The sequence below is a fragment of the Salmonella sp. NW1250 genome, assembly GCF_051812965.1.
Lineage (GTDB): Bacteria > Pseudomonadota > Gammaproteobacteria > Enterobacterales > Enterobacteriaceae > Salmonella > Salmonella enterica.
Genome location: NZ_JAMNDD010000008.1, coordinates 1 through 19,964, shown reverse-complemented (window position 1 = coordinate 19,964; position 19,964 = coordinate 1). Strand labels below are relative to the sequence as shown.

17 protein-coding genes, 1 tRNA gene and 1 rRNA gene are annotated in these 19,964 nt (G+C 51.0%); 16 read left to right on the top strand and 3 right to left on the bottom strand.

Annotated elements, in window-relative coordinates; genetic code table 11:
* Positions 1–32: 32 nt before the first annotated feature.
* The 13 genes from acuI (at position 33) to NBA72_RS14725 (ending at position 13,047) form a co-directional block, all read left to right on the top strand.
* Positions 33–1,007, top strand: coding sequence for an acrylyl-CoA reductase (NADPH) (acuI, locus tag NBA72_RS14785; RefSeq protein WP_001148246.1), 975 nt, complete (start codon positions 33–35; stop codon positions 1,005–1,007).
* Between the two features lie 112 nt (positions 1,008–1,119).
* Positions 1,120–2,124 (top strand): protein-methionine-sulfoxide reductase catalytic subunit MsrP, encoded by a 1,005-nt coding sequence (gene msrP, locus NBA72_RS14780; protein WP_023216416.1) that lies wholly within the window; start codon positions 1,120–1,122, stop codon positions 2,122–2,124.
* Positions 2,125–2,724: a protein-methionine-sulfoxide reductase heme-binding subunit MsrQ gene (msrQ, locus tag NBA72_RS14775; protein ID WP_001240053.1), complete on the top strand. Its 600-nt coding sequence runs from the start codon at positions 2,125–2,127 to the stop codon at positions 2,722–2,724. It abuts the gene before it with no gap.
* A gap of 392 nt (positions 2,725–3,116) precedes the next feature.
* Entirely contained in the window at positions 3,117–3,587 is a 471-nt protein-coding gene (accB, locus tag NBA72_RS14770; RefSeq protein WP_000354626.1) for an acetyl-CoA carboxylase biotin carboxyl carrier protein, read from the top strand.
* 10 nt (positions 3,588–3,597) lie between these two features.
* Positions 3,598–4,947 (top strand): acetyl-CoA carboxylase biotin carboxylase subunit, encoded by a 1,350-nt coding sequence (gene accC / locus NBA72_RS14765; protein WP_000884627.1) that lies wholly within the window; start codon positions 3,598–3,600, stop codon positions 4,945–4,947.
* Positions 4,948–5,055: 108 nt separating this feature from the next.
* On the top strand, positions 5,056–5,298 hold the full coding sequence (locus NBA72_RS14760; protein WP_000340018.1) for a YhdT family protein: 243 nt from the start codon (positions 5,056–5,058) through the stop codon (positions 5,296–5,298).
* Positions 5,288–6,739, top strand: coding sequence for a sodium/pantothenate symporter (panF, locus tag NBA72_RS14755; protein WP_001175741.1), 1,452 nt, complete (start codon positions 5,288–5,290; stop codon positions 6,737–6,739). The genes NBA72_RS14760 and panF overlap by 11 nt, the downstream gene beginning before the upstream one ends.
* An 11-nt stretch (positions 6,740–6,750) precedes the next feature.
* Entirely contained in the window at positions 6,751–7,632 is an 882-nt protein-coding gene (gene prmA / locus NBA72_RS14750; protein ID WP_001145849.1) for a 50S ribosomal protein L11 methyltransferase, read from the top strand.
* A gap of 660 nt (positions 7,633–8,292) precedes the next feature.
* Entirely contained in the window at positions 8,293–9,258 is a 966-nt protein-coding gene (dusB, locus tag NBA72_RS14745; RefSeq protein WP_001219664.1) for a tRNA dihydrouridine synthase DusB, read from the top strand.
* A 25-nt stretch (positions 9,259–9,283) separates the two neighbouring features.
* Positions 9,284–9,580: a DNA-binding transcriptional regulator Fis gene (gene fis / locus NBA72_RS14740; protein ID WP_000462905.1), complete on the top strand. Its 297-nt coding sequence runs from the start codon at positions 9,284–9,286 to the stop codon at positions 9,578–9,580.
* 85 nt (positions 9,581–9,665) lie between these two features.
* On the top strand, positions 9,666–10,550 hold the full coding sequence (yhdJ, locus tag NBA72_RS14735) for an adenine-specific DNA-methyltransferase (protein WP_000642611.1): 885 nt from the start codon (positions 9,666–9,668) through the stop codon (positions 10,548–10,550).
* An 82-nt stretch (positions 10,551–10,632) separates the two neighbouring features.
* Positions 10,633–10,797, top strand: coding sequence for a DUF2556 family protein (locus NBA72_RS14730; protein WP_000620015.1), 165 nt, complete (start codon positions 10,633–10,635; stop codon positions 10,795–10,797).
* A 150-nt stretch (positions 10,798–10,947) separates the two neighbouring features.
* Positions 10,948–13,047 carry a putative bifunctional diguanylate cyclase/phosphodiesterase gene (locus NBA72_RS14725; RefSeq protein ID WP_020437912.1) on the top strand — a complete coding sequence of 700 codons (2,100 nt, stop codon included), beginning with the start codon at positions 10,948–10,950 and terminating at the stop codon, positions 13,045–13,047.
* A 2-nt stretch (positions 13,048–13,049) separates the two neighbouring features.
* Here NBA72_RS14725 and envR read toward each other — a convergent pair whose 3' ends face one another.
* Complete coding sequence (envR, locus tag NBA72_RS14720; RefSeq protein ID WP_001085725.1) at positions 13,050–13,712, bottom strand: acrEF/envCD operon transcriptional regulator; 663 nt, start codon at positions 13,710–13,712, stop codon at positions 13,050–13,052.
* A gap of 413 nt (positions 13,713–14,125) precedes the next feature.
* On the opposite strand from envR, the gene NBA72_RS14715 reads away from it, so the two are divergent.
* The 3 genes from NBA72_RS14715 to NBA72_RS14705 all read left to right on the top strand — a co-directional run bounded on the left by NBA72_RS14715 (position 14,126) and on the right by NBA72_RS14705 (position 18,867).
* Entirely contained in the window at positions 14,126–15,283 is a 1,158-nt protein-coding gene (locus NBA72_RS14715; RefSeq protein ID WP_023181647.1) for an efflux RND transporter periplasmic adaptor subunit, read from the top strand.
* Between the two features lie 11 nt (positions 15,284–15,294).
* Positions 15,295–18,408 carry an efflux RND transporter permease subunit gene (locus tag NBA72_RS14710; RefSeq protein ID WP_001524677.1) on the top strand — a complete coding sequence of 1,038 codons (3,114 nt, stop codon included), beginning with the start codon at positions 15,295–15,297 and terminating at the stop codon, positions 18,406–18,408.
* Between the two features lie 237 nt (positions 18,409–18,645).
* Entirely contained in the window at positions 18,646–18,867 is a 222-nt protein-coding gene (locus tag NBA72_RS14705; protein WP_000825645.1) for a membrane protein, read from the top strand.
* Between the two features lie 783 nt (positions 18,868–19,650).
* On the opposite strand, the gene rrf is transcribed toward NBA72_RS14705, so the two are convergent.
* Both rrf and NBA72_RS14695 read right to left on the bottom strand, forming a co-directional pair.
* A 5S ribosomal RNA gene (gene rrf, locus NBA72_RS14700) occupies positions 19,651–19,766 on the bottom strand.
* A gap of 39 nt (positions 19,767–19,805) precedes the next feature.
* Positions 19,806–19,881, bottom strand: a tRNA-Thr gene (locus tag NBA72_RS14695).
* Positions 19,882–19,964 lie beyond the last annotated feature (83 nt).

Below are 19,964 nucleotides of genomic sequence, written 5' to 3'. Positions count from 1 at the left end.
TTCCAATCTACCATGTAAAGTGAGGACAGGTTATGCAGGCGTTGATCTTAGAACAGCAGGACGGTAAAACCCTCGCATCCGTGCAACATCTCGAAGAGAGTCAACTGCCGGCAGGTGATGTGACGGTGGATGTCCACTGGTCCAGCCTGAATTATAAAGATGCTCTGGCTATCACCGGAAAAGGGAAAATTATCCGTCATTTTCCGATGATTCCTGGTATTGATTTCGCCGGCACCGTTCACGCAAGCGAAGATCCTCGCTTTCATGCAGGCCAGGAAGTACTACTGACTGGCTGGGGCGTGGGCGAAAACCACTGGGGCGGCCTGGCCGAACGCGCACGCGTTAAAGGCGACTGGCTGGTCGCGCTGCCTGCGGGACTGAGCAGCCGTAACGCCATGATCATCGGCACCGCCGGTTTTACCGCCATGCTGTGCGTCATGGCGCTTGAAGATGCAGGTATTCGCCCGCAAGACGGTGAGGTTGTCGTCACCGGCGCCAGCGGCGGCGTGGGCAGCACTGCCGTTGCATTACTGCATAAGCTGGGCTATCAGGTTGCAGCAGTATCAGGACGTGAAAGCACCCACGGCTATCTTAAGAGCCTGGGAGCTAACCGTATTCTCAGCCGCGATGAGTTTGCTGAATCTCGCCCGTTGGAAAAACAGCTGTGGGCCGGTGCAATTGATACCGTTGGCGATAAAGTGCTGGCGAAAGTCCTGGCACAGATGAACTATGGCGGTTGCGTGGCCGCCTGCGGCCTGGCGGGCGGCTTCGCGCTGCCGACCACCGTTATGCCATTCATTCTGCGTAATGTGCGTTTGCAAGGGGTGGACTCGGTGATGACCCCACCGGCACGTCGCGCAGAAGCCTGGGCGCGTTTGGTTAAGGATCTGCCGGAATCGTTCTATGCTCAGGCCGCCACAGAGATTACGCTGGCGGATGCGCCGAAGTTCGCCGATGCCATCATCAATAATCAGGTTCAGGGCCGTACGCTGGTGAAGATAAAATAACGTCACGTATAAAAAAATTTACACTTAATTAACTATTTATTTTTACACATTGACACACTCCCTGTCATATTCACTACACGCCATGTTGTGGTGGGTAGACCGGGAGTCTGTGATGAAAAAGATACGTCCATTAACAGAAGCCGATGTGACTGCGGAATCGGCTTTTTTTATGCAGCGCCGACAGGTGCTAAAAGCATTAGGCATCAGCGCGGCCGCCTTATCCTTACCCTCAACGGCGCAGGCCGATCTCTTCAGTTGGTTTAAAGGCAACGATCGTCCGAAAGCGCCTGCCGGTAAACCGCTTGAGTTTAGTCAGCCTGCCGCCTGGCGAAGCGATTTAGCGTTAACGCCGGAAGATAAGGTGACGGGCTACAACAATTTCTATGAGTTTGGCCTTGATAAAGCCGACCCGGCGGCCAATGCCGGAAGTCTGAAAACCGAACCGTGGACGTTGAAAATCAGCGGGGAAGTCGCGAAGCCATTTACGCTGGATTACGACGATTTAACACATCGTTTCCCATTAGAAGAGCGTATCTATCGAATGCGCTGCGTCGAAGCGTGGTCCATGGTCGTGCCGTGGATTGGTTTCCCTTTATATAAGCTACTCGCGCAGGCACAGCCCACCAGCCACGCTAAATATGTGGCATTCGAAACGCTATACGCGCCGGATGATATACCGGGACAGAAAGATCGCTTTATTGGCGGCGGACTGAAATACCCTTATGTCGAAGGGCTACGTCTGGACGAAGCCATGCATCCGCTGACTCTGATGACCGTTGGCGTCTATGGTAAGGCGTTACCCCCGCAAAACGGCGCGCCTATTCGACTCATCGTTCCATGGAAGTATGGTTTTAAAGGTATTAAATCTATTGTCAGCATTAAACTCACCCGCGAACGTCCGCCAACCACCTGGAATTTGTCGGCTCCCAACGAATATGGTTTTTATGCCAATGTGAACCCGCATGTGGATCATCCACGCTGGTCTCAGGCTACCGAACGCTTTATTGGTTCAGGCGGTATCCTCGATGTGCAAAGGCAGCCGACGCTGCTGTTTAACGGCTACGCCAATGAAGTCGCTTCGCTGTATCGCGGTCTCAATTTGCGGGAGAATTTTTAAGTGCGTCTGACAGCAAAACAGATAACCTGGCTAAAAGTTTGTCTGCATCTTGCCGGTTTTTTGCCGCTTCTGTGGCTCTTTTGGGCGATAAATCACGGTGGACTCAGCGCAGACCCGGTAAAGGATATCCAACACTTTACCGGCAGAACCGCGCTCAAATTTTTGCTCGCCACCTTGCTGGTTTCACCGCTGGCGCGCTACGCTAAACAGCCATTATTGATACGCACACGCCGCCTGTTAGGATTATGGTGTTTCGTTTGGGCTACGCTGCATTTAACCAGCTATGCCTTACTGGAACTGGGGATACATAACCTGGCGTTGTTAGGAAGCGAGTTGATTTCACGCCCTTATTTGACGCTTGGGATCATTAGCTGGCTGGTGTTATTGGCGCTGACGTTGACCTCAACGCAATTTGCGCAGCGTAAATTGGGCAAACGCTGGCAAACACTGCATAACGTCGTCTATCTTGTCGCGATCCTGGCTCCCATACATTACCTGTGGTCGGTAAAGATTTTATCACCGCAACCGGTCATCTACGCGGCATTAGCGTTAGCCCTTTTAGCGTTGCGTTACCGGAAGTTTCGCCAGTGGTGGCGCTAGTTTGGTGAACTGTGCGGTCGATTGCAAAACGCAAAACAGGTAATGTCCTTTTTATGTTTCGGGTTGATTATCTTCCCTGATAAGACCAGTATTTAGCTGCCAATTGCGACGAAATAGTTATAATGTGCGACTTTACATTGCCCAACGGCGATTTTCGTTCGCAGAAAGGGTGACAATCGAGCAATGAAGGTATATTTTGTTTTTTGCCCGAAAATGGCAGAAGATAGCCACACAATGACTGGCAAATCATGAATTTCACCTTCGGGTGCTACGGCATAACAGGCAAATCAAAGATGCGCGGTATTTTACCCGCGGCAGTCATTCACATGCTTTACAGACGGCGCTAAAACGCCTGTCACAATCACACTAAACAAAGAGTACGGAACCCACTCATGGATATTCGTAAGATTAAAAAACTGATCGAGCTGGTTGAAGAATCAGGTATCTCCGAACTGGAAATTTCTGAAGGCGAAGAATCTGTTCGCATCAGCCGCACAACGGCAAACGCCGGTTTTCCGGTGATGCAGCAGGCTTATGCGGCGCCGATGATGCAGCAACCCGCTCTGTCTAACGCTGTCGCGCCAGCGGCTACTCCAGCAATGGAAGCGCCTGCCGCAGCGGAAATCAGTGGTCACATCGTACGCTCCCCAATGGTTGGTACTTTCTACCGCACCCCAAGCCCGGACGCGAAAGCGTTCATCGAAGTGGGCCAGAAAGTGAACGTGGGCGATACCCTGTGCATCGTTGAAGCCATGAAAATGATGAACCAGATCGAAGCTGACAAAGCAGGTACTGTGAAAGCGATTCTGGTCGAAAGTGGTCAACCGGTAGAATTTGACGAGCCACTGGTCGTCATCGAGTAACGAGGCGAACATGTTGGATAAAATTGTCATCGCCAACCGCGGCGAGATCGCACTACGTATTCTTCGAGCCTGTAAAGAACTCGGCATCAAGACCGTCGCTGTGCACTCAAGCGCGGATCGCGATTTAAAACACGTATTGCTGGCGGATGAGACGGTCTGTATTGGCCCGGCACCGTCCGTAAAAAGTTATCTGAACATCCCGGCTATCATTAGCGCCGCTGAAATCACCGGCGCGGTGGCAATCCACCCGGGTTACGGCTTCCTTTCTGAGAACGCCAATTTTGCCGAGCAGGTTGAACGCTCCGGCTTTATCTTTATCGGCCCGAAAGCGGATACCATCCGCCTGATGGGCGATAAAGTGTCCGCGATTACCGCGATGAAAAAAGCGGGCGTGCCGACCGTACCAGGATCTGACGGCCCGCTGGGCGACGATATGAATGCGAACCGCGCTCATGCCAAACGTATTGGCTATCCGGTGATCATCAAAGCGTCCGGCGGCGGCGGCGGCCGCGGTATGCGCGTGGTTCGTAGCGATGCTGAACTGGCGCAGTCCATCTCCATGACCAAAGCGGAAGCGAAAGCGGCTTTCAGCAACGACATGGTATACATGGAAAAATACCTGGAAAATCCACGCCACATCGAAATTCAGGTGCTGGCGGACGGCCAGGGCAACGCTATCTATCTGGCGGAACGCGACTGTTCCATGCAGCGTCGCCACCAGAAAGTGGTTGAAGAGGCCCCGGCGCCAGGCATTACGCCGGAACTGCGTCGCTATATCGGCGAACGCTGCGCGAAAGCGTGCGTAGACATCGGCTATCGCGGCGCAGGGACGTTCGAATTCCTGTTCGAAAACGGCGAGTTCTATTTCATCGAAATGAACACCCGTATTCAGGTTGAACACCCGGTGACTGAAATGATTACCGGCGTCGATTTGATCAAAGAGCAGTTGCGCATCGCGGCGGGTCAGCCGCTGTCGATCACACAGGACGAAGTTGTCGTTCGAGGCCATGCGGTAGAATGCCGTATCAATGCCGAAGATCCGAACACCTTCCTGCCAAGCCCTGGCAAAATCACGCGCTTCCATGCGCCTGGCGGCTTTGGCGTTCGCTGGGAATCTCATATCTACGCGGGCTACACGGTGCCGCCGTACTATGATTCCATGATCGGCAAACTCATCTGCTACGGTGAAAACCGCGACGTGGCGATTGCCCGTATGAAAAATGCCCTGCAGGAACTGATTATCGATGGTATCAAAACCAATATCGATCTGCAGACCCGCATCATGAATGACGAGCACTTCCAGCACGGTGGAACCAACATCCACTATCTGGAGAAAAAACTCGGTCTTCAGGAAAAGTAATCGCACGTTAATCTCAAAAGGCCGGTGAATCCGGCCTTTTTTATTTCTGGGGATAGCGATGCCCCATCATGTACAATTCCCGCTTTCTTCACCCATAAGGGACAAAAAATGGACGCTCGTTTTGTTCAGGCCCATAAAGAGGCGCGCTGGGCGCTGTGGCTGACCCTTTGCTATCTGGCGGCATGGTTAGTGGCTGCTTACTTACCTGGAGACTCGCCGGGAATTACCGGTCTGCCGCACTGGTTCGAGATGGCCTGCTTATTGACGCCGCTGGTCTTTATTTTGCTGTGCTGGGCGATGGTGAAATTCATTTATCGCGATATTTCGCTGGAGGATGACGATGCAGCTTGAGGTCATTCTACCGCTGGTAGCCTATCTGGTCGTGGTCTTCGGGGTCTCGATTTACGCTATGCGCAAGCGTACCGCCGGCACCTTTTTAAACGAATATTTTCTTGGCAGCCGTTCGATGGGCGGGATCGTGCTCGCGATGACGCTTACCGCCACCTATATTAGCGCCAGTTCATTTATCGGCGGTCCCGGCGCGGCTTATAAATACGGTCTGGGCTGGGTCTTGCTGGCGATGATCCAGCTTCCCGCCGTCTGGCTTTCACTGGGTATTCTGGGTAAAAAATTCGCTATCCTGGCGCGTCGCTATAATGCCGTCACGCTTAACGATATGCTATTCGCGCGTTACCAAAGCCGCCTGCTGGTGTGGTTGGCAAGCCTGAGTTTATTGGTCGCGTTTATTGGCGCAATGACCGTACAATTTATCGGCGGCGCGCGACTGCTGGAAACCGCGGCGGGAATTCCCTACGAAACCGGCCTGCTAATATTTGGCGTCAGTATCGCACTCTATACGGCGTTTGGCGGCTTTCGCGCCAGCGTACTTAACGATACGCTACAGGGCCTGGTGATGCTGGTCGGCACGATAGTGCTGCTGGTGGGCGTGATCCATGCGGCGGGCGGTCTAAGTCAGGCCGTTGACACGCTGCACGCTCTCGACCCCAAACTGGTAACGCCGCAGGGCGCCGATGACATACTTTCTCCCGCCTTTATGACCTCTTTTTGGGTACTGGTCTGTTTTGGTGTGATTGGCCTGCCGCATACGGCGGTGCGCTGCATCTCCTATAAAGACAGTAAAGCGGTACACCGGGGCATTATTATCGGTACGATTGTCGTGGCGATTTTAATGTTCGGGATGCACCTTGCCGGCGCGCTGGGTCGCGCGGTGCTTCCGGATCTGACGGTGCCGGATCTGGTGATCCCAACGCTAATGGTGAAAGTTTTGCCGCCGTTTGCCGCCGGGATCTTCCTCGCTGCGCCAATGGCGGCGATTATGTCAACAATTAACGCCCAACTGCTGCAAAGTTCCGCGACGATCATTAAAGATCTCTATCTCAACCTGCGCCCCGATCAGATGCAAAATGAGATCCGGCTGAAGCGTATGTCGGCAGCGATTACTTTACTGCTAGGCGCGCTGTTGTTGCTGGCCGCGTGGAAACCGCCAGAGATGATCATTTGGCTCAACCTGCTGGCGTTTGGCGGCCTGGAAGCGGTGTTCTTATGGCCGCTGGTACTGGGCCTTTACTGGGAGCGGGCAAACGCGGCAGGCGCATTAAGCGCCATGATCGTGGGCGGCGTGCTATATGCCCTGCTTGCCACATTTAATATTCAGTACCTGGGCTTTCATCCGATTGTGCCCGCGTTACTGTTAAGTTTATTGGCTTTTCTGATCGGAAACCGATTCGGCTCTTCCGCTTCGCAAGCCACCGTATTGTCTACTGATAAATAAAGAGTTTTGCCATGCCATGGATCCAATTGAAACTGAATACCACCGGCGCGAATGCTGAAGAGCTGAGTGATGCGCTGATGGAAGCGGGCGCCGTTTCCATTACCTTTCAGGATACGCACGATACGCCGGTTTTTGAGCCGTTGCCGGGCGAAACCCGTCTGTGGGGCGATACCGATGTGATCGGTCTGTTCGACGCCGAAACCGACATGAAAGACGTTGTCGCGATTCTGGAGCAACATCCGCTGCTGGGTGCCGGATTTGCCCATAAAATCGAACAACTGGAAGATAAAGACTGGGAACGCGAATGGATGGATAATTTCCATCCGATGCGTTTTGGCGAGCGTCTGTGGATTTGTCCCAGCTGGCGTGACATTCCGGACGAGAATGCCGTCAACGTGATGCTCGACCCGGGACTGGCGTTCGGTACGGGTACGCACCCCACCACCTCTTTATGTCTGCAATGGCTGGACGGGCTCGATCTCAACGGCAAAACCGTGATCGACTTTGGCTGCGGTTCAGGCATTCTGGCGATTGCCGCGCTGAAACTGGGAGCGGCAAAAGCGATTGGTATTGATATCGATCCGCAAGCTATTCAGGCCAGCCGCGATAATGCCGAACGCAACGGCGTGTCTGACCGGCTGGAGCTGTACCTGCCGAAAGACCAGCCAGAAGCCATGAAAGCCGACGTGGTCGTCGCTAACATCCTGGCAGGCCCATTACGCGAACTGGCCCCGTTAATCAGCGTACTGCCCGTTGAGGGCGGTCTGCTGGGGCTTTCAGGTATTCTCGCCAGCCAGGCGGAAAGCGTCTGCGATGCTTACGCCGAGCTTTTCACTCTCGACCCGGTCGTCGAAAAAGAAGAGTGGTGCCGCATTACTGGCCGTAAGAAATAATTCTTGTCAGCGTGGTCGCCCGGCCACGCTTTTCTCCACACAACTGCCTTAACGCCTTTCAGGCACCGAGACATCATTAAATTCATCAAATGAATGCCTGAAATGACTTCTTTGTCACTATCCGTCTGGATAAACAGCTGCTACCAGCGGACAAAAGGTACTGGCGTTTTAACGGGTCGCAACCATCGCCCTCGTACTTAGTAATGCTGTCCGGGTTGTTCTGCAGCATCCGCTAACCCTCTCTTCAACGCAGCTGGAAAAATTTATCCGTGCCATTCATGAACACAAAAGCGCATCTGTGCGCCCCCTTCCGACTGGCAACGGAGAAAAGTCACGCGCAGCGGGAAGTGATCTTGTCCTGAAACGAGACGGCGATCCCATTCATTTGGGGTAATTAGCTTATAAAAAAAGCAGATTATTCCGCTTATCTTGTTTCTGGTCGAAGAAATAGAGAGAAGTTACGGGAATTTGTAAGCGCGTACAAAACCGCCGACAACAAATAACCCTATGATTTTACTGAATTATAAATTTATTTTGCTGTTTTTAAGCACGATTCATTGATCTACAACAGTGGATTGTTCAAAGTTTGGCCTTTCATCTCGTGCAAAAAATGCGTAATATACGCCGCCTTGCAGTCACAGTATGGTCATTTCTTAACTCATGCGCATCGGACAATATCAGCTCAGAAATCGCCTGATCGCAGCGCCCATGGCTGGCATTACTGACAGACCTTTCCGGACGCTGTGCTATGAGATGGGAGCAGGATTGACAGTATCCGAGATGATGTCTTCTAACCCGCAAGTGTGGGAAAGCGATAAATCTCGTTTACGGATGGTGCACGTTGATGAGCCAGGAATTCGCACGGTGCAAATTGCCGGTAGCGACCCTGTTGAGATGGCCGATGCCGCACGTATTAACGTGGAAAGCGGCGCCCAGATTATTGATATCAATATGGGGTGCCCGGCGAAGAAAGTGAATCGTAAGCTGGCAGGTTCAGCCCTCTTGCAGTACCCGGATTTAGTGAAGTCTATACTCATCGGGGTCGTAAACGCAGTGGACGTTCCTGTGACTCTCAAGATTCGCACCGGCTGGGCGCCGGAACACCGTAACTGCGTAGAGATTGCCCAACTGGCTGAAGATTGTGGTATTCAGGCTCTGACCATCCATGGCCGCACCCGCGCCTGTTTGTTCAACGGAGAAGCTGAATACGACAGTATTCGGGCAGTTAAGCAGAAAGTTTCCATTCCGATTATCGCGAATGGCGACATTACTAACCCGCATAAAGCCAGAGCTGTTCTCGACTATACAGGGGCGGATGCCCTGATGATAGGCCGCGCAGCTCAGGGAAGACCCTGGATCTTTCGGGAAATCCAGCATTATCTGGACACTGGGGAGCTGCTTCCGCCGCTGCCGCTGGCAGAGGTAAAGCGCTTGCTTTGCACGCATGTTCGGGAACTGCATGACTTTTACGGTCAGGCAAAAGGGTACCGAATCGCGCGTAAACACGTCTCCTGGTATCTCCAGGAGCACGCTCCAGACGACCAGTTTCGGCGCACATTCAACGCTATTGAGGACGCCAGCGAACAGCTGGAGGCGTTGGAGGCATACTTCGAAAATTTTGCGTAAACAGAAATAAAGAGCTGACAGAACTATGTTCGAACAACGCGTAAATTCTGACGTACTGACCGTTTCTACCGTTAACTCTCAGGATCAGGTAACCCAAAAACCCCTGCGTGACTCGGTTAAACAGGCACTGAAGAACTATTTTGCTCAACTGAATGGTCAGGACGTTAATGACCTGTATGAGCTGGTACTGGCTGAAGTAGAACAGCCCCTGTTGGACATGGTGATGCAATACACCCGTGGTAACCAGACCCGTGCTGCTCTGATGATGGGCATCAACCGTGGTACGCTGCGTAAAAAATTAAAAAAATACGGCATGAACTAATTTCGATTAGCTAACTGCTTGTTTAAAAAGGCGCTACTCGGCATGGGGAAGCGCCTTTTTTATACGCATCACATGGAATTTGGTCATGAAAGCGGAATGTGAACCTCAGTACTTTGGCGATGAATCGAAGAAGATTATTCACGGTGACGCGCTAACAGAACTTAAAAAACTGCCTTCTGAAAGCATTGACTTAATTTTTGCCGATCCGCCTTACAATATCGGAAAAGATTTCGACGGTATGGTGGAATCCTGGGACGAAGCGTCTTTTCTGGCCTGGCTGTATGAATGCATTGATGAGTGCCACCGCGTACTGAAGAAACACGGCACCATGTACATCATGAATAGCACAGAAAATATGCCGTATATCGATCTCAAATGCCGAACGCTTTTTACCATCAAAAGCCGTATCGTCTGGTCCTATGATAGTTCCGGGGTGCAGGCGAAAAAATACTTTGGTTCTATGTATGAACCGATCCTGATGATGGTAAAGAACCCGAAAAGCTATACCTTTAATCGTGACGCGATTCTGGTCGAAACCACTACGGGCGCTAAGCGCGCGCTAATCGATTATCGAAAAAACCCGCCCCAACCATACAATCAGAAAAAAGTGCCGGGCAACGTCTGGTCATTTCCTCGCGTACGTTATCTGATGGATGAATATGAAAACCATCCTACGCAAAAGCCCAGCGCGCTGTTAAAACGGATCATACTGGCCTCTTCTAACCCGAGCGATACCGTATTGGACCCTTTCGCAGGCAGTTTCACCACAGGCGCTGTCGCAGCGGCGTCAGGTCGTAAGTTTATCGGTATTGAACTCAATAATGAGTACGTAAAAATGGGGCTCAGAAGATTGAGCGTCACTTCGCATTATTCAGAAAATGAACTTGCAAAAGTCAAAAAGAGAAAAACACAAAACCTGTCCAAAAAGCAGCGAAATGTCGGGATAAACGCGCTATCTTCAGAGAAGTAAAAGCATTGTAAGTCCGCTTTTCAGCGTCAAAATTTCATGTATATTCCCAGCACGCATGGGCATGAATACACAGGATTTGACGATGATACGTAAGTATTGGTGGCTGGTTGTTTTTGCCGTCTCCGTTTTTCTTTTTGATGCGCTTTTGATGCAATGGATCGAATTGATGGCGACTGAACAGGATAAGTGCCGAAACATGGACTCGGTTAACCCTCTTAAATTGATCAATTGTACCGATCTGGAGTAGCGAACCGGGCGATTTAACCTATGATTATTTATCACCCGGATTTCTTTTATCCCTTATAAAAACAGGGAATTAAAACACGTTGAGGATAAAAGAAGGGGTGATACTGTCTCGTCCTGTTCTTTTCCTGCATAACCAATGAGCTAATGATACATGCCGGTTAGTGAGTACAACCACATCCTTGTGGCGGTTTCATTTGCTGTCGCTATTTTTGCGTCCTATACCGCATTAAATATGGCCGGACGCGTAGCCGGAAGCGCCCGATCAAACGCCAGAATATGGCTAATGGGCGGCGGCTTCGCGCTGGGCGTCGGTATTTGGGCGATGCATTTTGTCGGGATGCTGGCGATGGATCACGCGATGAACATGCGCTTCGATCCGTTCCTCACCGGCCTCTCCATGCTGATCGCGATCGGCTCCTCCCTGTTTGCGCTATGGCTGGTCAGCGCTGAAAAACTGCGCCTGCGCCGTTTACTGCCGGGCGCGCTGGTGATGGGACTGGGCATCAGCGCAATGCATTATACCGGGATGGCGGCGCTGCAATTTGCTTCCATTATCGTCTGGAATAGCGCGTGGGTTGCCCTCTCTATCATTATCGCGCTACTGGCGTCCTGCGGCGCGCTGTGGCTCACGTTCCGCCTGCGTCATGAGGGAACAGATGTCGCCCTGAGGCGAGCAGGCGCCGCGGTATTAATGGGGATAGCTATCGCCGGCATGCATTACGCCGGCATGAAGGCCGCACACTTTCCCCAAAACTGGCCGATGGAGCATCGTGGCGTCGATAGCAACTGGCTGGCTGTTCTTGTCAGCGTGGTCGCGCTGACTATCCTGGGCATTACTCTGCTGGTTTCTTTATTTGACGCCCGGCTTCAGGCCCGCACCGCACTACTTGCCTCTTCGCTGGCGCAGGCGAACCAGGAACTGGCGCAGTTGGCGCTGCATGATACGCTCACCCGTTTACCAAACCGGGTACTCCTTGAGGATCGTCTGGAACAGGCCATCAGCAAAGCGAATCGGGAAGGCTCGTCTTTCGCGCTACTGTTTATGGATCTGGATGGCTTTAAAGCCGTTAATGACGCTTATGGTCATGATATTGGCGATAAGCTACTGGTGGCGGTCACGCATCGTCTGAACCAACCGCTGAGCGGGCAGTTTACCCTGGCGCGGATTGGCGGCGACGAATTTGTGCTGCTTGCAGAAGTCAGCGCGCCTGACGAAGCGGCTTCCCTTGCCAGCGCGCTGGTACATTCGATAGATGCGCCCTTTACGATAGATCCGTACGAACTGGTCGTCACCCTTAGCGTGGGAATAGCGCTCTATCCGCTGGACGGAAAAAACGAACGGGAACTGATGTTCAACGCCGATGCCGCAATGTACCACACGAAACATACGGGGCGTAACGGATACCATTTCTTTCAGCCATCAATGAATATGCTAGCGCAAACCCAGCTTCAGCTAATGAATGACCTGTGGCTGGCGCTGGAAAGACAAGAGCTCAGGCTGGTGTACCAGCCTAAATTTCAGGCCCCTGCCGGCCCCATTGTAGGATTTGAGGCCCTGTTGCGCTGGTATCATCCAAAACAAGGCGTACTGAATCCTGACCAGTTTTTACCGCTGGCGGAAAAAACGGGTCTTATCGTCACTATCGGTAGCTGGGTGATAGACGAGGCGTGTCGACAGCTCCGCGAGTGGCATTTACAGGGATACGCCTTATGGTCAGTGGCGGTAAATCTGTCCGCCTTACAATTTGAGCAGCCCGGGCTTGTGGACACCATTACGCGGAGCCTGGCCCGACACAGTATCCGTCCCGATTTATTGATTCTGGAAATCACCGAAACCACGGCGATGAACAAGCCGGAGCAAAGCGTCGCTATACTCACCAGATTAACGGAAATGGGGGTTAAGGCCTCTATTGACGACTTTGGCACTGGCTATTCCAGCCTTCTCTATCTGAAACGTCTTCCGGCGTGCGAACTAAAAATTGATCGCGCTTTCGTACATGAACTCAGCGAGGCAGGCGACGGCGCGACCATTGTTGCGGCTATTGTCGCGCTGGCGAAAGCGTTAAATCTGCAAATTGTGGCAGAAGGGGTAGAAAATGAAACGCAGCAACAATTTTTGACCCAGTTAGGATGCCATACGCTTCAGGGGTTCCTGCTTGGCAAGCCGCGTACGGCAGAGGAAATTGCTCGCGATATTCGGGATCCTGCCAATATATTCACAAGGTCAATATATAATATCAACTCAAAATAATCTCAGGCTTCTTCCGCCTGTTGTTCATTTGGCATTAATTGCCTCACACTGCCATCCGGGCTTAGCATTTTTAATACATTATCGACTAATGCAGGCGCCTGCTTATAAAGATCATAACTTGTGGGATTCATTAACCAGTTTTTTACTATTCCGCTAAAACTACCATGCAGAATAATTAATATGACATCCAGATCAAGACTGCCTGAGATCAGTTTTTTATCCATACATCGCTGTAATACTTCAAGCAGCGACTGATGATGGAAACCCATCTTCTCCCGAATGGCCTGTTCCGATATCATACCATTATGGAATTCACATTTATGATATAAAATCTGCATTAATGCCTGCTGACGAGGCACTGCCGCAATATATTGTAAGGCTGCAATAAATTTCTCTCGTAGATCCTGTAAAGGATTATCATTCCAGCATCCCGTAAGCCTATCCTGAATAAGTTCGCGTAAAGGTGGTTGCTGTAACCAAACCTCATTAAACAACTGCGTTTTATTCTCAAAGTGCCAGTAGATGGCGCCCCGCGTGACATCAGCGGCATCAGCGATATCATTCAACGTCGTGTTGGCAACGCCGCGCAAAGCGAACTGCGCAATAGCGGTTTCAATCAAATGTTGCCGCGTTTTAAGCGCATCCGCCTTCGTTTTCTTCGCCATAATTAAGATATCCTGGACCATAAAAACGATAAATACGCTGATAAAATACTCAGCACAAAAAACAACTTTACCATGTCCTTTTTAGTCAGACGAGAGACAGCCATTTTTATTTCGCACAATATCGCCAAATCAATAATAAAAACAAATAAATTAATAAAACATATTCATATAAAATATATATTTCTAATTATGTTATTCAACATCATGATTTTACTAATCGGGACATTATGAAACGACAGGGAATAGTTCTTTTTTTTTGCTTTTATGTGCCGTGAACCCCATCCCAAAATAAGTATTGCTTACATCACAAGCTAATAATTTGTAGGATACCCCACTGCTATTCTATTTTTCGCGCGTTAACGCCTTACCGTTATCCGGTGAATAACGAGCTTTCGGTTTTTTAAGGAACAGTAATGACGAAACATGCCAGGTTTTCACTCCTGCCCTCATTCATCATATTCTCTGCTGCGCTGCTGGCCGGTTGTAATGACCAGGGAGATACCCAGGCTCATGCCGGCGAGCCGCAAGTCACCGTCCATGTGGTCGAAACAGCGCCGCTAGCCGTAACGACCGAACTTCCCGGACGTACGTCCGCATTTCGTATTGCGGAGGTTCGCCCCCAGGTGAGCGGGATCGTGCTTAAAAGAAACTTCACCGAAGGTAGCGATGTAGAGGCCGGGCAGTCGCTCTATCAGATCGATCCTGCCACTTATCAGGCTGATTATGACAGCGCTAAAGGCGAACTTGCTAAAAGCGAAGCGGCTGCGGCTATCGCGCACCTGACGGTCAAACGCTATGTTCCACTGGTCGGCACAAAATATATCAGCCAACAGGAATATGATCAGGCGATTGCCGACGCCCGCCAGGCCGATGCCGCCGTTGTGGCGGCAAAAGCCGCTGTTGAAAGCGCGCGTATTAACCTTGCGTATACCAAAGTCACCTCACCCATCAGCGGGCGTATAGGAAAATCTAATGTGACTGAAGGCGCGCTGGTGACTAATGGTCAGTCAACTGAACTGGCTACCGTGCAGCAACTCGACCCGATTTATGTCGACGTGACGCAATCAAGCAACGACTTTATGCGACTCAAGCAATCCGTCGAACAAGGTAACCTGCATAAAGACAGCGCCAGTAGCACGGTTCAACTGGTAATGGAAAATGGTCAGGTCTACCCGATTAAAGGCACGCTGCAATTTTCCGACGTTACCGTAGATGAAAGCACCGGCTCGATCACGCTCAGGGCGGTTTTCCCTAACCCACAACACAGTCTGCTTCCCGGTATGTTTGTTCGCGCACGCATTGATGAAGGCGTCCAGCCCAATGCCATCCTTGTCCCCCAGCAGGGCGTGACCCGCACGCCGCGCGGCGACGCAATGGTGATGGTGGTTAACGATAAAAGCCAGGTCGAAGCCCGCAATGTCGTGGCGGCGCAGGCTATTGGCGATAAATGGCTCATCAGCGAAGGGTTAAAACCGGGCGATAAGGTCATCGTCAGCGGCTTACAAAAAGCGCGACCGGGCGTCCAGGTGAAAGCCACTACCGATACTCCTGCAGCGAAAACGGCGCAATAAGGTAACCGTACATGGCAAACTTTTTTATTAGACGTCCTATTTTCGCCTGGGTTCTGGCCATTATCCTGATGATGGCTGGCGCACTGGCAATAATGCAACTTCCCGTTGCGCAGTATCCAACCATTGCGCCGCCAGCGGTTTCTATTTCTGCAACCTATCCTGGCGCGGATGCGCAGACGGTACAGGATACGGTTACTCAGGTTATCGAACAAAATATGAACGGCATCGATAACCTGATGTATATGTCCTCTACCAGCGACTCTGCTGGTAGCGTGACCATCACCCTGACCTTCCAGTCCGGAACCGATCCGGATATCGCGCAGGTTCAGGTGCAAAATAAATTGCAGCTCGCCACGCCTTTACTACCGCAAGAAGTCCAGCAGCAGGGGATTAGCGTTGAAAAGTCCAGCAGCAGCTTTTTGATGGTCGCCGGATTCGTCTCGGATAATCCGAACACTACCCAGGACGACATCTCTGACTATGTCGCCTCTAACATTAAGGATTCTATCAGCCGTCTGAATGGTGTGGGCGACGTTCAGCTATTTGGCGCACAGTACGCCATGCGTATCTGGCTGGATGCGAATCTGCTAAATAAATACCAGCTCACGCCAGTTGACGTCATCAACCAGTTAAAAGTACAGAACGACCAGATTGCGGCAGGCCAACTGGGCGGTACGCCAGCATTACCGGGCCAGCAGCTTAACGCCTCAATCATCGCCCAAACGCGTCTGAAAGATCCGGAAGAGTTCGGCAAAGTTACGTTGCGTGTCAATACCGACGGCTCTGTCGTCCATCTCAAAGATGTCGCGCGTATTGAGCTTGGCGGTGAAAACTATAACGTTGTAGCGCGCATTAACGGTAAACCGGCCTCCGGTCTCGGTATTAAACTGGCGACCGGCGCTAACGCGCTGGATACCGCAACCGCAATCAAAGCGAAACTGGCGGAGCTGCAGCCTTTCTTCCCCCAGGGAATGAAGGTGGTTTATCCTTATGACACAACGCCCTTCGTAAAAATATCTATCCACGAAGTGGTAAAAACGCTGTTTGAAGCAATTATTCTGGTGTTCCTGGTAATGTATCTGTTCTTACAGAATATCCGGGCAACCCTGATTCCTACCATCGCTGTTCCTGTCGTGTTGCTAGGCACTTTTGCGGTACTCGCCGCCTTTGGCTATTCCATCAATACTCTGACGATGTTTGGTATGGTACTGGCGATAGGGCTGTTGGTTGACGATGCGATAGTGGTCGTAGAAAACGTTGAACGTGTAATGATGGAGGATAACCTTTCTCCCCGAGAGGCGACGGAAAAATCCATGTCGCAGATTCAGGGAGCGCTGGTTGGTATCGCGATGGTACTGTCTGCGGTATTTATCCCGATGGCCTTTTTTGGCGGCTCGACCGGGGCAATTTATCGCCAGTTCTCTATTACTATTGTTTCAGCAATGGCGCTATCCGTTCTGGTTGCGTTGATTCTGACGCCAGCACTATGCGCTACACTGCTTAAACCCGTATCTGCTGAACATCACGAGAAAAAAAGCGGCTTCTTTGGCTGGTTCAATACCAAGTTTGACCACAGCGTTAACCACTATACTAACAGCGTAAGCGGTATCGTGCGTAATACGGGTCGCTATCTCATTATCTATCTACTTATTGTAGTCGGAATGGCGGTTCTGTTTTTACGCCTCCCGACCTCCTTCCTGCCGGAAGAAGATCAGGGAGTATTCCTGACCATGATTCAGCTCCCCTCTGGCGCTACGCAAGAACGTACGCAGAAAGTGCTGGATCAAGTCACTCATTACTACCTGAATAATGAAAAAGCGAACGTCGAAAGCGTGTTTACCGTAAACGGCTTTAGCTTTAGCGGTCAGGGACAAAACTCAGGGATGGCATTTGTTAGCCTTAAACCCTGGGAAGAGCGTAACGGTGAAGAAAATAGCGTCGAAGCCGTTATCGCCAGAGCGACACGCGCCTTCAGCCAGATTCGCGACGGGTTGGTGTTCCCCTTCAACATGCCGGCAATTGTCGAGTTAGGTACCGCGACAGGTTTCGACTTTGAACTGATTGATCAGGGAGGGCTCGGTCACGATGCGTTAACGAAAGCGCGTAATCAACTCCTGGGTATGGTCGCGAAGCATCCTGATCTATTAGTGCGCGTACGCCCGAACGGGCTCGAAGACACGCCACAGTTCAAGCTGGATGTCGATCAAGAAAAAGCGCAGGCGCTCGGTGTTTCGCTGTCTGATATCAACGAAACCATCTCCGCGGCGTTGGGCGGCTATTACGTTAACGACTTTATCGATCGCGGACGAGTGAAAAAAGTATACGTTCAGGCTGACGCTCAGTTCCGTATGCTGCCGGGAGATATCAACAATCTTTATGTACGCAGCGCCAATGGCGAGATGGTGCCCTTCTCTACCTTTAGCTCAGCACGGTGGATTTATGGTTCGCCACGCCTGGAACGCTATAACGGGATGCCGTCAATGGAACTGCTCGGTGAAGCAGCGCCCGGACGAAGTACCGGTGAAGCCATGTCGTTAATGGAAAACCTGGCTTCACAGCTGCCAAACGGTATTGGCTATGACTGGACAGGTATGTCGTATCAGGAACGGTTGTCAGGTAACCAGGCGCCGGCGCTGTACGCAATCTCACTCATTGTCGTTTTCCTCTGCCTTGCCGCTCTGTATGAAAGCTGGTCAATTCCGTTCTCGGTAATGCTGGTCGTACCGCTCGGCGTGGTTGGCGCTCTGCTTGCAGCGTCATTGCGCGGTCTGAACAATGACGTTTACTTCCAGGTTGGCTTGTTAACCACTATTGGCCTTTCTGCTAAAAACGCCATCCTGATTGTCGAGTTCGCCAAAGATCTCATGGAAAAAGAAGGACGTGGATTGATTGAAGCGACGCTGGAAGCATCCCGTATGCGTTTACGTCCTATTCTAATGACCTCGCTGGCCTTTATTCTCGGGGTAATGCCGTTAGTTATCAGTCGTGGCGCAGGTAGTGGGGCACAGAACGCAGTAGGCACAGGGGTTATGGGGGGAATGTTAACCGCAACCTTATTAGCTATCTTCTTCGTGCCAGTATTCTTCGTTGTTGTAAAACGCCGATTTAATCGCCATCATGATTAACCGGTAAACAGAGGCGTCTTCGGACGCCTTTTTAAACGGTACGTCTTTATCTCCGCTATTCCCCCCTCTCCGCTTACCTCTGCATTCTCCATAGTTTTTACAATTCACATGAATTGAGATGATTCCTCATGTCGGCCATTTTTTCTGTGGTGGTAAAATAACTCTCGTTTTCGCAGCGGTTAGAGCCAGCATTTACGTTGCTGTACTTCGCGAAACGCTGATTAATGAGGTAACACCATGAAAAGACTAATTCCAGTTGCATTGCTTACCACCTTATTGGCAGGTTGTGCACATGATTCTCCCTGCGTACCGGTTTATGACGATCAAGGGCGGCTGGTTCATACCAATACATGTATGAAAGGTACAACGCAGGATAACTGGGAGACAGCAGGCGCTATTGCTGGCGGCGCTGCGGCGGTAGCAGGGTTGACGATGGGTATCATTGCGCTTTCTAAATGATACATGCAGGCGCGGCAATGCCGCGCTTTCAGTAATAATATAAAGGTCGTAAGGATACTCAGCGACGTAATCTGTTCAGCCTGTCCCCCGAAAGTTAACACGATAAAACGCTCTCTTTTCTTACTCGCCCATCCCGATAGTATTTATTCTATTCCTTGTCCGATGCAGACAAAATTGTAGCTTGATAGCATCGTAAGCCGCATTAAAAACACGCTTTATACAGTAAGACTTAGCGCGTGGTCATTAGGCGTAATTATTACAGACAGTCTGGATATAAACCGGAGCATACACGTAATACATGAGGATTTTGAGCACTGCCCCAGGGCCAAACTGGCAAATAAAATAGCCTAATGGGCCAGATTTTTAGTCCTCAGCGAATATCTCTATTGCTTATTAGAGGCGTAAGTAAAAGCCGTTTGTACATCTACTTCAGCACGGTTCACATTCGATGGTTCAGGCGGATATATGGCGGGAAATCACGCTGACTAAAACGGTTTTTATCCACTCTACGAAGATGTTTAAAACGCGTCGGCGCCATTAACCGATAACTTTTTCCATAGAGAGATAAATGCAAAAAGGCCCAATCTTTCGATTGAGCCTTTTGCTTTATTTGATGTCTGGCAGTTTATGGCGGGCGTCCTGCCCGCCACCCTCCGGGCCGTTGCTGCGCAACGTTCAAATCCGCTCCCGGCGGATTTGTCCTCCTCAGGAGAGTACTCACCGACAAACAACAGATAAAACAAAAGGCCCAGTCTTTCGACTGAGCCTTTTGTTTTATTTGATGTCTGGCAGTTCCCTACTCTCGCATGGGGAGACCCCACACTACCATCGGCGCTACGGCGTTTCACTTCTGAGTTCGGCATGGGGTCAGGTGGGACCACCGCGCTACTGCCGCCAGACAAATTCTTTTTCAAATACCGAACTTTAACCGTATTAAGTGGTGCTGATACCCAGAGTCGAACTGGGGACCTCACCCTTACCAAGGGTGCGCTCTACCAACTGAGCCATATCAGCACACTAAATTTGATGCCTGGCAGTTCCCTACTCTCGCATGGGGAGACCCCACACTACCATCGGCGCTACGGCGTTTCACTTCT

Excerpts from the sequence above, each read along its gene's own strand:
- acuI (WP_001148246.1), top strand. The coding sequence starts at position 33 with ATGCAGGCGTTGATCTTAGAACAGCAGGACGGTAAAACCCTCGCATCC.
- msrP (WP_023216416.1), top strand. The coding sequence starts at position 1,120 with ATGAAAAAGATACGTCCATTAACAGAAGCCGATGTGACTGCGGAATCG.
- accB (WP_000354626.1), top strand. The coding sequence starts at position 3,117 with ATGGATATTCGTAAGATTAAAAAACTGATCGAGCTGGTTGAAGAATCA.
- accC (WP_000884627.1), top strand. The coding sequence starts at position 3,598 with ATGTTGGATAAAATTGTCATCGCCAACCGCGGCGAGATCGCACTACGT.
- NBA72_RS14760 (WP_000340018.1), top strand. The coding sequence starts at position 5,056 with ATGGACGCTCGTTTTGTTCAGGCCCATAAAGAGGCGCGCTGGGCGCTG.
- panF (WP_001175741.1), top strand. The coding sequence starts at position 5,288 with ATGCAGCTTGAGGTCATTCTACCGCTGGTAGCCTATCTGGTCGTGGTC.
- prmA (WP_001145849.1), top strand. The coding sequence starts at position 6,751 with ATGCCATGGATCCAATTGAAACTGAATACCACCGGCGCGAATGCTGAA.
- dusB (WP_001219664.1), top strand. The coding sequence starts at position 8,293 with ATGCGCATCGGACAATATCAGCTCAGAAATCGCCTGATCGCAGCGCCC.
- fis (WP_000462905.1), top strand. The coding sequence starts at position 9,284 with ATGTTCGAACAACGCGTAAATTCTGACGTACTGACCGTTTCTACCGTT.
- yhdJ (WP_000642611.1), top strand. The coding sequence starts at position 9,666 with ATGAAAGCGGAATGTGAACCTCAGTACTTTGGCGATGAATCGAAGAAG.
- NBA72_RS14730 (WP_000620015.1), top strand. The coding sequence starts at position 10,633 with ATGATACGTAAGTATTGGTGGCTGGTTGTTTTTGCCGTCTCCGTTTTT.
- NBA72_RS14725 (WP_020437912.1), top strand. The coding sequence starts at position 10,948 with ATGCCGGTTAGTGAGTACAACCACATCCTTGTGGCGGTTTCATTTGCT.
- envR (WP_001085725.1), bottom strand. The coding sequence starts at position 13,712 with ATGGCGAAGAAAACGAAGGCGGATGCGCTTAAAACGCGGCAACATTTG.
- NBA72_RS14715 (WP_023181647.1), top strand. The coding sequence starts at position 14,126 with ATGACGAAACATGCCAGGTTTTCACTCCTGCCCTCATTCATCATATTC.
- NBA72_RS14710 (WP_001524677.1), top strand. The coding sequence starts at position 15,295 with ATGGCAAACTTTTTTATTAGACGTCCTATTTTCGCCTGGGTTCTGGCC.
- NBA72_RS14705 (WP_000825645.1), top strand. The coding sequence starts at position 18,646 with ATGAAAAGACTAATTCCAGTTGCATTGCTTACCACCTTATTGGCAGGT.